Origin of the sequence: Lacinutrix mariniflava (assembly GCF_001418015.1) — a bacterium.
GTDB classification, from domain to species: Bacteria; Bacteroidota; Bacteroidia; order Flavobacteriales; family Flavobacteriaceae; genus Lacinutrix; species Lacinutrix mariniflava.
The window spans coordinates 116,147-129,883 of sequence record NZ_LIQG01000017.1 but is presented as its reverse complement, the minus strand read 5'-3'; the positions used below and the strand labels follow the sequence as shown (position 1 = coordinate 129,883).

Sequence of the window (13,737 nt, the reverse complement as noted above, 5' to 3'; positions counted from 1 at the left end):
TGTAGTTTAGTAATGGTAAATAATGTACCTTTAATGGTGTATTGTGTCCGTAATTTATTTAATATCAATATTTTATGATTTAATTAACAAAAATGATACTTTCTTTTTATGAATGATTTGTGTTAATTTTTAGAACATATATTATTCTCAACTGTAACTACTTTTTTACAATTTTATAAGCAGCTATTTTATTATGAAACAAATAAGGCACAAATAATACTTGAGTTTGATTATCAATACCTAAGTCAGCATTACTACCCCCAAAACTTGTATTATCTGTAATTACTTCTTTTTTGTAATTGGTTACATAGAATATTTTACCATTCATTGGATCGCTAACAATCATTCCATTTTTAAATGGCACAACACCATCTATTGCTCCCATTCTTTCTGAGGGCTTTATTGTAGTTATAGATTTGTCTTCTAGATTAATTTTAAACAAAGACCCTAATTGTTCTGGTTTTAAACTTTGAGACAACTCATCTCCTATGCTACCTACAATTAAATTGCCCTCTTTAAGTAATACTCCATTAGGAGTTGGAAACTCATCAGAGTGCAACCAAAACGTTATTTTATCATCTTTTAATCTAAAAATTCGACCTGTTGTTATGTCTGAAATATAACCAACACCATCTTTTCCTATAGTAATGTCATTTAAGGTTTTAGCTTCGGATGGTATTGTTTTTATAATTTTAGCTGTTTCAATATTGATAATATGAACCTGAGACTGGTCAACTACATACATGTTTCCATTATAAAAAGCTTTACCTGTTGGGATAGCAATGCCTTCAACCCATTTCTTAGCATCTAAAACCCCATTTTTAGTATATCTACTGATATATCCTGGTTTTTCATACGTATTAATAACAGATACATATACAAAGTCGTGATTAGGTATTGATAATATAGATTCTGGCATAATTACATCTTCTACCTCCCATAATTTTTCTAAAGTATAGTTTTCATTTAAAGTAGTCTCATCATATTCAGATGCAAAAACAACATCGCGATCTTCCCTTATATTTATGCGTGCCTTATCTAATAACTGTTTACTTTCTGTAACAAATGGTTGTGCTACGTATGCAGCCCAAATATCATCGCCATTTTTCCAGTTTTCGTAAACATAAAAAGCATTTGCATCTCCTTCCACCGTGTAAAAATCAAAAAAGATGTTTCCTTCTTGTTTTCTTGCATTGTCAGCATAATTTTCAAATTGTTTAATTACCTGATCTCTATACTCCTCTTTTATAGTAATAGGCATAAATACAGCGCGCTCATCACCTGTTGTAATTAACTTTTTAGAATCTATATGAGGGTATTTTGTATCTTCTAATCTCACCACTTTTGGTGCACTAGCAAGTGCTTTTTCAAACAATGGTGCTAACGCTTTGCTATGTGGTAATGTTTTATGCAATTCATAAACCTCCTTGTTTTTCCATTTAGAATATACAGAAAGTTCGTAAGGGTTATTATCATTAGCATACAACTTCATTTCTAAATTTCCTTCTTCTTTTAAAGAAGCATTTAAGCTATTTACTTGTGCTTCTCTAAACGCTTGTATGTATTCTGGTTTAACAGAAAAAGTTACCATTTGTGTGATGGTTGGTGTTTCTTTTTTATCAGAACAACTTGTAATAATCAAGACACTAAAAATCGCCATTAGTATGTTTTTCATCTTTATATTTTAATTAGTTGCTTTTTTTGAGCAATATTATTTTCCGTTTTGTTTTGCTGTAGCCTTTGGTGCTGCACCTTGTTTTAAATCTTTATTTCTGAATTTTTCAGTTTCTGGAAGTTGTAAATTCACTTGGTTTACCTCTTGAATTTCAATAGACAGTTTATCAAATTTGATGTCTTCTAAATGTCCTCCCAATTTTATATCGTCTGATAAAAAGTGAAAATGCATTCCTGGAATCACGATGTTTCCTAAATAATCTGGTGTAAATAAGCCAACCAAAGTCCCTTTAATATTATCTCTAGTATACATTACACGTGTGTCTAAATACTCAAATAAAGACACATCTTCGTTCTCTACTTTGTGCGCTGAAGCCATTTTTAAGTGCTTAAATTCACCCTTAATTCTATATGCGTAAAAGCTATTTTTAGAGGTTGAATATTTTTGAAGCTCTCTAGTTAAATCTTCATAAGACTCAATATTTTCAACAGTTACCGTTTGTTTCGGTTGAAAATTTATCATCGTCATATTCGGAGATTCTAAATCGTCTGGTGCTTCTGCGATTCCGCCTTCGGCATCAATCGTATATACCACTCCGTCTACAGCAACCAATTCGCCAGCCAAATGATTTACGGTTCCAATACCAATGTTACCCTGTTGTACCATTTGTTGCGGCGTAATATTACCTTCGTAAATACTATTTAACAAGGCAACCGTTGGTGCATATTGATGAATGGTATTTTCGGTATGAGGTGCCAAACCGTGTTCGTCCGTACCTTTAGAATGTGAATGTCCGTGTGCTTCTTCCGAAGTTGATATTGCTTCTTTTTTAGTCTCATTTCCGCAGCTTGCTACAAGCGCCAACGAAAATATTAGTATTAGTTTTTTCATAATGGTTGATTTTTTTTGTTAAACTGGATTAGTTTTCAGTAAACAACATATTTGCACTTCCTAATAAGTAATTTCTCCATCCAAAATTAGGATAGGCTTTATCCATTTTCTGAATGAATTCTTCGCTATTTTTAGAAGCAGCAAGTAGTACTTTCATTTCTTCAAGATAATTAATTTTAATGGTTACATCTCCCGAAGTTTCGGGTGCACTGTGTGAAGAAAAATAGGTGGTATACCCTTTTTCCTGAAAATCAGAAAGCTCGTTAATTACGGTGTCTATAAATTCAGAATTAAAAATCATAGTATGGTTATCGTGCCCAACCATATGCAAGTGGACAGCCTTTATTTCTGGCATTTCTACATCAAAACCAAAACCAGTTGGCGTAATAATAAAAGGAATTCCTGAAATTTCTTGTGCTCCTGCTTCTAGCAAATCGGTTGGTACTATTGTAGTTTCGTCTAGATCTTCACCTGAGACTTCTGCTAATTTTGAGAGCGATTCATTACCAGAATTCGTCATATAATCTAAAGATTCTTGATTAGAATATATATGGTTAAATTTTAGTTTATCCGTATCAAAAAAGTGCTTTCCTATTAAATGATAAGAAACCATCACATCAATATTTGTGTAACCTAAACCAACAATATAATTTACAAGCTCCTTGTAATTATCTTTCATTGGTGGTGTTTCAATCAATACTCCTTTTCCGTTTTTTTCAATAAAAAAAGCATGTGTATTAAAAAACCCTTTGGTTTCGTAAACGTGAACTTTAGTTTGACCGTAATCAAAAATTTGCATCGTACCCTTATCTAATTGTACTGCTTTTGTGTTTTCATTAAAAGTTCTCATACTAGGTTCTTGAGCAGAAATTTCCTGAATACCAACTGCAACGATAATTCCGTAAACTAGTGCTGTAATTATATTTTTCATTTTAAAAAATTTTTAAATTTCAGTTACAAAATTCATATACTGTTTTAAATCTCCAACAACAGCTTCTTCCATTAATTTACCTGTTTTTACTGCGTATGGTTGGTGAAAGTGAATGTCCCAAACATCAGATTCTTTTCTCCAATGCTCATAAACAGCCAAAGTATCTTCTTGATCATCTACCGTGTATAAATCAAAAAGAATGTTTCCTTCTTCCTCTTTTCTTGTATTTCTAATATGATCTTCAAACTGATTTAAAAGTTGTGCTCTAAATTCTGTTTTCAACTTAAATATGAAGAAAATGATAAATACTTCATCTTCCGGGTTTGCAGATTTAGAATGGTCTGGCAACGGGTTTGTATCCCCTAAGAAATAAAAATCTGGAGCACCTGCTAATGCAGTTTGTCCAACTTTCATTAACTTTTTTGTGTGCGGCTCATTATCGTGAGATGTTATTGCTGCTTTATCTGCCCAACGTTCATAAACAAAAAATACATTGGCGTCTGCTTTAGATACAAATACTTTAATTTCTTTATTACCAGCTTCTTTTTGTGTTGCTGCTTGTGCTTCTTTTAATGTTGTTGCAAAACTAGTAGCGTGTTCTGGTTTTGCGGTAAATTTTACTATTGTGCTTTTCATAATATATGTTTTAACTTATTGGTTTTTAATACTATCAAAATTATAGTTACAAAAGTATACTTAGTTTGAATACTGTGCAATAACGGTCAAGAAGTATAGTATAAAAATAATTTTCAAAATACTGAATATCAATAATATAAAACAAAGAATTATTACTATAAAAAATATAGTTGCACACTAATTTAATGTATAGTAAATTTGAAAACAATAAATACTATAGAAATGGATAGAAAAGAACTATTTGAAAAAAAACCAAAGATTAAAATCAACAATAAAATATCCTTCTGCCCAACAAGTGCCGCTATGGAACTTATAGGAGGAAAATGGAAAAGTGTGATTCTTACCCACCTAATTGGAGGTAAAAGACGTTATAATGAATTACGAAAGGAGATTCCAGGAATTACCGAACGTACATTAAGTTTACAACTAAAACAATTAGAAGCTGACGGTATGATAAATAGAAAAGTATTTACAAAAAAACCACCTTTGAAAGTAGAATATACGCTTACTGAATTTGGGCAAACACTTTCGCCAATTTTACAATCTATTACAGAATGGGGATTGTTTGCTGCAGAAAGCAAAGGAGAGTTTTTGTTTGAAGAAACGAAATAAAAAAAGCCACAGTATGTTGTGGCTTTTATGGTATTAATTAATCACTACGGATTTAATAATTGTTTTTTATATATCTTTAAATTCTGCTTTACTTCTAGTATAAATTACGGTTTCTTTATTTGTTAAAATTTTTAAAAAATCTAATATGTTTTTATTTAGGTTGTCAGTTCGAGTGAAATTCTTTTCAGAATTTTGTATCGAGAACCATTTTTATCTATTAGGTTTCTTGATACATATTTCTCATGACTCAAAATTCACTAAAAGTGACGCACTAATCTTGTTTTTCTGTCTTCTTCAAGTAATCTGGAAGCTCTTTAGACAACCAATCTTCTCGGACAGGAACGTGCACATCTAAATCTACAGTTTCTTCTAAAGCCCAAAATTCGTGAGGTACATTTTCAGGAAATACAATCACTTCTCCTGCTCCAACTTCTACAAATGTTTCTTTACCATCAATAATAGTCTTGATTTTAACCTTACCAGACATGATGTATGTTATCTGTTCGTTTGGGTGTTTGTGCCAAGGAATATGCGCTCCTTTTTCCAAATTAAAAATTGTCATTTGACCTTTTTCACCATGGAACCATTTACGTTTGATTCCTTCTCCAATAGTTTCTGATTCCATTTTGTCAAAATTGAAATGTTGCACTTTTGATGTTGCTAAAGAATCTATGGTGTTTACTTGTGCATTTACACTATTGCTTGCAAATAAAGCGGTTACAGCTACTGCTGCTATAATTGATTTGAAATTCATTTTTCTATTTATATATTTAGTCAGTTTGATTGAAATTAATTCTAAAGTTGTTAGTATTGAAAAACAACCGTATTCCTAAGTTCTCGATACATTTTTATTTCCATTTTATTTCAATAAAAACACTCGAAGTGACAATCTTATATATTGATTAATAGTTAGTTTGTCAGTTCGAGTGAAATTCTATTTTCAGAATTTTATATCGAGAACCATTCTTATCTATTTGGCTTTTCGATACAAACTTCTTATATCTTCAATCAAAAATATATTTTGATTTTCAATAACTCCAAATCACTCGAAGTGACGTATGTTTATGATGATCTTTTAATAATATAGATTGTCAGTTCGAGTGAAATTCTTTTTAGAATTTTGTATCGAGAACCTTCTGAACTATGAGTCTTCTCGATACTAATTTTTTCGTACCTCAAAATTCACTCGAAGTGACGCGTAATTAAAATCCTTCTAAAACTATTTTACCTTTTGCATTTCCGGTTTCTAAGAAAGCGTGTGCTTTACGTAAGTTTTCAGCATTAATATTTCCGAAGTTCTCCCCTAAAGTGGTTCTAATTGTTCCGTTGTCTATTAATTGAGAAACATTGTTTAAAATGTTGTGTTGCTCAATCATATCTTCTGTTTGAAACATAGCACGCGTAAACATTAACTCAATGTGTGTAGACACTGCTTTCCCTTTAAAAGGCATCACATTCATCACTTTTGGATCATCAATAAATCCGAATTTCCCTTGTGGTTTAATCAGCTTTACAATTTCATCTACATGTTGTTCCGTAGCATTTAAACTCACAACATATTCTGGAGCAGGAAGGTTATATTTTTCAAACTCTTCACTCAATTTATTTCTGTGGTTGATAACCGTATCTGCACCTAATTCTTTTAACCAATCGGTAGTTTCTTCGCGAGAAGCAGTAGCAATAATGTTCAGTTTTGTTAGCTTTTTGGCTAATTGTACCATTATAGAACCAACGCCACCAGCTGCTCCTATTATTAAAATAGATTTATTGGCATCGTCTTTAGAAACCTCTAATCTATCAAATAACATTTCGTAAGCAGTAAGAGATGTTAATGGTAAGGCAGCAGCTTCAGCATACGATAAACTTGTTGGTTTTTTACCCACAATACGTTCATCTACCACCTGAAATTGCGCATAACTACCCTGACGTGTAAAATCACCAGCGTACCAAACCTCATCACCAACTTTAAATAAAGTGACATCTTCTCCAACTTCCTTTACAATACCTGTTGCGTCCCAACCAATAATTTTCCAATCGTCACCCTGTACAGGCATATTTGAACGTACTTTGTAATCTGCAGGATTTACCGAAATGGCTTTAATCTCTACTAAAATATCTCTTCCTGTTGCTTTCGGAGTCGCTATTTCTATGTCTTGTAGTGAATTTACATTGTCTATTGGTAAATTCTCTTTATATCCTATTGCTTTCATCTGAATTAAAATTTTTGCAATTATATTACAGTGATAATTTCACTTTGTGGTAATCTAGATTTTGGTGTTTTGTCAGTCGAATTAAAATCAGATGCTGCTCTATATCCTAAAGAAACAACCACTAAAGATGTGAATCCTTTTGCTCTTAATCCAAATTCTTCGTCTAGCGCTTTTACATCAATACCTTCCATTGGCGTAGCATCGATACCTAAACTTGCAACTCCTAATAAAAAGTTACCAATGTTAAGATATACTTGCTTTTCCATCCAATGTTGATAGTCTTTTAAATCATATTTATGAATATCTCCAAAAGCGTTCATTCCTCCGTACATCCCGTTTTTTATGTCTTCATTAGGGAATCTTCCGTCTTTATCCTGTACTTCTAAAAGGTGTTTAAAAAAAGTGTCATCTGCACCTTCGCTTGTTTTCGAACAAAACAAGACTACAGCTGATGCATTCGTTATTTTTGGTTCATTAAAATGAAAAAAGCCTTGTGTTCCTTTTGTCATGCGTGCTTTACCTTCTGTAGTTTCAGCAACGATAAAGTGCCAAGGTTGCAGGTTAATACTTGAAGGACTCATTCGTAATAAATTTTTAACTTGTGCCATATCTTGTTCAGATATTTTCTTGGTTGTGTCGTATTCCTTAGTAGTATATCTCCAGTTTAATGTGTCTTGTAAATTCATTTTTATATGTTTTATTAATTAACTATCATTTTTATAGTGACAAAAGTAAGTATAGTATTAAAACCTCGCAATAACGGTCATAAATGATAGTACAAAAATAACTAGAAAATCAATCCAATTTAATGTATAAAAACAGGGAATACCGGTATAATTAAAGGTAATTCCTAAAGTTTTCATAAAAAAGATAATAAGCAATTTCCAAACTGCACAACGTACATTTAGTTTTAGTTACTCTTTTTTTAATACCATTTTAGTTTTATCCAACCCATCTAAAAGTTAGGTTTATTCGTGGTCTAATTTTTTTTGTAGTTTTCGGAATTTTATGCTTCCAATTATTTTGAGTAGCATCTTGCATTAGCAACAAACTACCATGTTTTAAAGGAATGTCTAAGCGTTTTAAATCTTTACGTGTTGCGTGCTTCAATTGAAAAGGTCTTGTTTCTCCAAAAGTAACAGAACCAATAACGGTATTTTTGCGTTGATTTGCTTCATAATCCTGATGCCAATCTACACTGTCTTTTCCATCTCTATAATAATTAAGTAAACAGCGCGAAAATTTGATATCTACCTCTTGCTCTATGCGTTCTTTGATTTTTAAAAGCTCCGCAGTCCAAGGCCGTAGCTTTGTTGTTTTTCCAACATAGGCAACTTCTAAATCCGTATCGCCATACCAAGCTGTAAGTCTGGGTAAGTCTATTTGTTTACCGTATATAGCCATTTGGTCTTGCTCCCAATTGGTGTTTTTTAAAAGACTATTATATAATCGATCGCTTTCTTCTATTGAAAAGAAATTCTCAAATAAAGTAACAGCAGCACCAGGTAAATCAAATTCAGTTATATGGACCTCGTTAGTCGAAAACAAATCTATTTGATTGAATGATTCCATAATTACCCTATTCTTTATTATTAACTTTTAGTCGGTTTTTTCTAAGATCTTTTACAAAAAAGCCAAACATAATAATGATGAAAAACGAAAACGGTAGCGAAGTGATAATTAACAAGCGTTGCACAGCTTCCAATACATTGACATTTGCCTTAATATTACCTAAAAGAATTAAAGCAATGGTTGCTAATAAGATGAAAACAGACCAGATTACACGATGCGTTTTATTTGGATTTTTGGACCCTTTATCCGTAAACATACTTAGCACGAATACCGCTGAATCTACAGAAGTAATTAAAAAACTGATTAATAAAAATATAGAGGTTATATTTAAAAATGTTGCGAATGGATACTGTTCAAAAAACACAAAAATAGATGAGAATACATTCCCGAATTGATTATCGTAACTGCCCCAAGCTTCAATCAAATGAAAAGCTGAAGATCCAAAAACCGAAAACCAAAAGAAGGTTCCTAAACTTGGAATAATTAAAACGCCTAACAACAGCTGTCTTATGGTTCTTCCTTTAGAAATACGCGCAATAAATATACCTGTAAAAGGCGCCCAAGCTAACCAAAAGGCCCAATAATAGAAGGTCCATCCTGTTAAAAACTCTAATCCTGGATTATAGTTTCCAATTGCCAAACTCATGGGTATAAAGTCGATAATGTATTGATATAAAGCAGTAAAAAAAGAAACCACAATACCCTGAATATCACTTGTAAAAAAAACGAATAACAAAATGACCAAAGTGACAATAATGTTTAGTTTAGAAAATATTTTAATCCCTTTATTAACACCTTGCCAAGCGGAATAGCAGGCTATTGTAGAAATAAAAACACAAAGAATTATAGTTGTCATTAGTCCAAAATCTGTACTAAAAACGTGATTTAATCCACCATTAATTTGAGTCGTACCTAAACCAATAGCCGCAATTAATCCAAAAATAGTGGTGATAATAGTGATAATATCTACACTTGCTCTTATCGATTCGTTTTTAATACGATCTTCAATAGTGGCACTAATTCTAACTTTCTTTTTGTTGACATGTAAAGCATAACCAACAATAACTGCAAATAGCCCATAAAATGCCCAAGCTGTAATTCCCCATTGGTAAAACGTGAATTCCAATGCTACAGTTTCATTAGATACACCAGATGCAAAAGGCGGATTTTGTTGCATATAAACAGGTTCTTGCACTGCTCTTAGCAAAATACCAGAACCCATTCCTGCGCTATACAACATAGCAATCCAAGACCACAACGAGTATTCTGGTTTAGAATCTGAACTGCCTAATTTTATGTTTCCATATTTAGAAAACGCTACCAATAGTAATGCTACAACACAACCAAAACCTAAGTACAAATAGAAGTATCCAAAATAATTCCGAACCCATAATGAAGCACTTTCAATAGCATTATAACTTGCTTCGGTTGCAAAAAACACAATCAATGTACAAGCAAATATAATGCTTACTGATATTAATAGAATCGAATGGTTTTTTATATTTTTTATAATCAAATTATTATTGTTTATGTAAAAATAGGAATTAGATTTTAAATTTAATCCGTGTTAAATAATTTAAAATTCTATTGGATATAATTATTCTTAGTCTTTTTAAGTATTATTATTTGAAAGCTATTTCTAATCCCAACGACCTATTTTATATATTTAAAAACTAACCATAACACATGAGTGTATTAATCTATTTTTTACTAGGTTTAATTACTGCTATAATTGGAGCGCTACCATTGGGCACAACTAATGTCGCTGTAATTAACACTACCATAAAAGAACATGTAAAAAGTGCTTTAAACATTGTATATACAGCCGCGTTAGCAGAACTCATTTTAGTTTTAGTTGCTATTTCTTTTAATATGCAAATTGAAAATTTTGTAGACACAAACATCTGGCTGCAATATATAATTGCATTTATACTATTAACGGTTGGTATTGTGCTTGTTTTAGGTAGAAAGGAATGTGTAAAAGATGAGAATGAAGAGTGTATTCTAATAAAAAAAAGATATAATATTTCTAAACGAATGTTAGGTTTTATACTCGGTTTAATTAACCCAACTGTTTTAATTTATTGGATATTAGTCATTTCTTTTTTAAACAAAAAGATGCTATATCTAAATATAGACATCGAATTACTTTTATTAATTTTGTTTTTAACTGGTGTCTTTTTGGGAAAAGTAATAACTCTTTATGGTTACGGAAAATTTAGTCATATCCTTAAAACAAAAATGAAGAACATAACGACACGAATTAACAGAATAATTGGTGTTTTATTAGTTTGTGGTTCTATATTTCAGTTTATTAAACTATTCTTCTAGTATCCAAGCACTTTACAACTATTTTATACTTCTTTTACATTTATTGTTTACTGAACTTACAAATCAAAAAAAATAATACTATTAAACATTTATAGTCTTAAATAAGAAAACTAACATTGAAAATGTTTTATATTCTAGAATTATCTCAATTGTAATCTAAGAATACAATATGCACATTGATATTTAAACGAACGAAAATAATCAGGTAAAAAATAATATTTTCATTATCTAAATCAGCTTATAAAGCTTTTGGAAGCATACAATTTGTTATCGAACCAAGATGTACTAATAAGAAACTAATTTTGGAATTGTTATAAAAATAAGAATTTAGCAACAATTTCTCCTAAATATAAATTTATTAAAAATTGGAACATTGACTTCAATATCTCAAATAAGGTGAATTTTTAAAAACATTATTCACATATATATAACGAAAGAAATAAGTTGTAAAAATCAATTTCGTTGCCTCTCCATTTATTATCGATGCAATGCATTTAACATTGTGTTTAACAAGTGATTAGTACTTCATTTTAAATATCAAATAATTAAAAATAAAGATATTTAATATACAAAATATTAACATTAACATTCTTGGTTTCATCCTATTACAACGGTAAAAAATTGAAAATCTCATTCAAAACATTTAATCGGTAAAATATGCGTTTTAACTAGTGTTAGTACCGTTTGTCTGATAAAAACGCATTTAAATTGTTAAGAAAAACAAAAAAAAGTTATTTTAAAGTTGTTTTTTTCATTTATTTATATAGATTTGCTTCATACTTATTTAATAAATCCCCAAATGAGAACAAAAACTACACTCCTTACAATTATTTTTTTCATGATGCTTAGTATAGGTTTCGCACAAAAAAATAAATCTTCAATGAGATTAATTAGCGGAAAAGTTGGTATAAGCAAATACCACAATCTTGATGAATTAAAAAGATTAAATAAAGGTGATTTACTTACTTTATATATTGAACGTATTGAAGCGATTGTGAATATATTACCAAATATAGCATTTGCTACAAAACCAAATGTTACTATGGCGTCTTTAGGAATTCCAGAGACAAAGGAAAATAAAAAAGCATTAGAAACAAGCAGAAAAGCTTCTATTGAATATTTTGATAGTACAGTAGAATTTCAAAAATCAATATTACCGTACTCAGATTCTGGCGATCTTATAGCTGCTATATTATTTTATGAAGAAACTTTAAAATCACTGCATACTTATAACGATTTTAAAGCAGATTAATCCTTAATTAATTTCAAACAAATCTTTAAAAGTCTTAACAAGAATAGTTGAGGTTTTTTTTACAACTAATCACGAATTTAAATAACCTAATAGGTGCAACAACCATTATATCGTAGGATAAAACTTATGAAAATTTATATTTTATACGTTTTATCGGTGTTTTTAGCACTTAACACATAAATAATTATTATATTTAAAATATAAATTACTTCCATATAACCTATATAATTAGGAATTTAACCATTATGAAAAAAATCGCTCTAACAATCTTACTACTAATCATTACACTAAGTAATGTATTTGGTCAACAAGAAAAAGGAATTATTGGCTATGAAAATTGGCTTAATTCATGGACGGAATTCAAACCAAATAAAGTTGATTATGGAAAAGCAACTCAAATTCTAAGTGGCGAGATTAATAAAGATACAAAATTATACAAAAGTGAGATCTATCTTTTATCGGGAGATGTGTTTGTAACAGATAGTACTACATTATCAATTGAACCTGGGACAGTAATTATGGGAGATTACAAAACTAAAGGTTCATTAACTATAAGCAATGGCTCTACTATAATTGCAGAAGGAAAAAATACTGATCCAATTGTCTTTACATCGAATCGAAGTGTAAAAAAACCGGGAGATTGGGGAGGCATTTTTATTCTTGGTGATGCACCAACCAATATAACCGGTAATAAAAGTATAATAAACTTCGGTTTAAATGCAAGAGACGCAGAATATTTAAAATATGGTGGAGATAACGTAGAGAGTAATTCGGGAATATTAAAATATGTAAGAATTGAATATGCAGGTAAAAGAACTAAAAGTCATGGTTATTTTAATGCTCTTACTTTAGCAGGCGTTGGTAATACTACTTCATTTGAACACGTAATGGTAACTTACTGTGAAGGAAATTCTGTTTCAATTTTAGGTGGAGAATTAATTTTAAATAAAATTATATCCTATAAATCAAGCAGTAATGATTACGAAGCAAACTACGGAGCGCAATGTCAAATAACGAACTCTCTTGCTGTAAAATCACCATATGTCTCTAGACCAGAAGCTTCAAGGTGTTTAAATATTCTAAATAATAACACATTAGAAAACACAGATTTAACAAAAAAACAAACATCGTTTGATGCTAATAATCTTACACTAATTAATATTAGTAATGATTTAGAGTATGATATAAAAGTAGGCTTAGTAAATGAAGCCATATATGTTGGAAATAGTGTTACTTTTAGAATAAATGAAAGTGTGATTTCTGGTTTTAATCCTGCTGCGATACTTGATAAAAAGATTATTATTAATAATGATAGCCTCGAAAAAATAGTTTTTACAAATAACTATTTTAATAATTGTAACGGAAATATTTTTATAAAAGATAAAAGGATAAATGAAGATTTAGAAAATTGGTATGGTAGTAGAGCATTTGATAATGTGTATTCTAAAGGTCCCGATTCTGAAACTTTTATAGATGCAAAAAACCAAAAAAAACCAGACTATAGGTTAATAATTAATAAAATTGTTGCTTCTAGAAAAGATTAAACAAAAATTTAATATCAAAGCCGCTATACTTTGTGATAAATCAAAATAACAATAAACCTAAAAAACATCTAGTGCTTATAGAA

At 30.4% G+C, this 13,737-nt stretch carries 13 protein-coding genes; 4 read left to right on the top strand and 9 right to left on the bottom strand.

Going from position 1 to position 13,737, the window contains the following annotated elements:
- Positions 1-157 precede the first annotated feature (157 nt).
- Genes ASC44_RS02000 through ASC44_RS01985 form a run of 4 tightly spaced genes read right to left on the bottom strand, consistent with a single transcriptional unit; the run spans position 158 to position 4,133 of the window.
- Positions 158-1,675 carry an antibiotic biosynthesis monooxygenase gene (locus ASC44_RS02000; protein WP_055445951.1) on the bottom strand — a complete coding sequence of 506 codons (1,518 nt, stop codon included), beginning with the start codon at positions 1,673-1,675 and terminating at the stop codon, positions 158-160.
- A gap of 36 nt (positions 1,676-1,711) precedes the next feature.
- A complete protein-coding gene (gene budA, locus ASC44_RS01995) occupies positions 1,712-2,566 on the bottom strand; it encodes an acetolactate decarboxylase (RefSeq protein ID WP_055445950.1) in 855 nt (284 codons plus the stop codon).
- Positions 2,567-2,594: 28 nt separating this feature from the next.
- Positions 2,595-3,497 (bottom strand): hypothetical protein, encoded by a 903-nt coding sequence (locus ASC44_RS01990; RefSeq protein ID WP_055445949.1) that lies wholly within the window; start codon positions 3,495-3,497, stop codon positions 2,595-2,597.
- 12 nt (positions 3,498-3,509) lie between these two features.
- Complete coding sequence (locus tag ASC44_RS01985; protein WP_055445948.1) at positions 3,510-4,133, bottom strand: putative quinol monooxygenase; 624 nt, start codon at positions 4,131-4,133, stop codon at positions 3,510-3,512.
- Between the two features lie 222 nt (positions 4,134-4,355).
- Between ASC44_RS01985 and ASC44_RS01980 the strand changes: the two genes are divergently transcribed.
- A complete protein-coding gene (locus tag ASC44_RS01980) occupies positions 4,356-4,745 on the top strand; it encodes a winged helix-turn-helix transcriptional regulator (protein WP_055445947.1) in 390 nt (129 codons plus the stop codon).
- Between the two features lie 271 nt (positions 4,746-5,016).
- Here ASC44_RS01980 and ASC44_RS01975 read toward each other — a convergent pair whose 3' ends face one another.
- From ASC44_RS01975 to ASC44_RS01955, 5 genes are all read right to left on the bottom strand, one after another.
- Positions 5,017-5,499 (bottom strand): cupin domain-containing protein, encoded by a 483-nt coding sequence (locus tag ASC44_RS01975; protein WP_055445946.1) that lies wholly within the window; start codon positions 5,497-5,499, stop codon positions 5,017-5,019.
- A gap of 448 nt (positions 5,500-5,947) precedes the next feature.
- Positions 5,948-6,955: a zinc-binding alcohol dehydrogenase family protein gene (locus ASC44_RS01970; protein ID WP_055445945.1), complete on the bottom strand. Its 1,008-nt coding sequence runs from the start codon at positions 6,953-6,955 to the stop codon at positions 5,948-5,950.
- Positions 6,956-6,975: 20 nt separating this feature from the next.
- Positions 6,976-7,641 (bottom strand): oxygen-insensitive NAD(P)H nitroreductase, encoded by a 666-nt coding sequence (gene nfsB, locus ASC44_RS01965; RefSeq protein ID WP_055445944.1) that lies wholly within the window; start codon positions 7,639-7,641, stop codon positions 6,976-6,978.
- Positions 7,642-7,897: 256 nt separating this feature from the next.
- A complete protein-coding gene (locus ASC44_RS01960) occupies positions 7,898-8,527 on the bottom strand; it encodes an alpha-ketoglutarate-dependent dioxygenase AlkB family protein (protein ID WP_055445943.1) in 630 nt (209 codons plus the stop codon).
- A gap of 7 nt (positions 8,528-8,534) precedes the next feature.
- Positions 8,535-10,043 (bottom strand): BCCT family transporter, encoded by a 1,509-nt coding sequence (locus ASC44_RS01955; protein ID WP_241491392.1) that lies wholly within the window; start codon positions 10,041-10,043, stop codon positions 8,535-8,537.
- Between the two features lie 170 nt (positions 10,044-10,213).
- Between ASC44_RS01955 and ASC44_RS01950 the strand changes: the two genes are divergently transcribed.
- The 3 genes from ASC44_RS01950 to ASC44_RS01940 all read left to right on the top strand — a co-directional run bounded on the left by ASC44_RS01950 (position 10,214) and on the right by ASC44_RS01940 (position 13,654).
- Complete coding sequence (locus ASC44_RS01950; protein ID WP_055445942.1) at positions 10,214-10,858, top strand: LysE family transporter; 645 nt, start codon at positions 10,214-10,216, stop codon at positions 10,856-10,858.
- 880 nt (positions 10,859-11,738) lie between these two features.
- Entirely contained in the window at positions 11,739-12,110 is a 372-nt protein-coding gene (locus ASC44_RS01945) for a hypothetical protein (protein WP_338035183.1), read from the top strand.
- Between the two features lie 245 nt (positions 12,111-12,355).
- Positions 12,356-13,654, top strand: a complete 1,299-nt coding sequence (locus ASC44_RS01940; RefSeq protein ID WP_055445940.1) for a hypothetical protein — start codon at positions 12,356-12,358, stop codon at positions 13,652-13,654.
- The last annotated feature ends 83 nt before the right edge of the window (positions 13,655-13,737 follow it).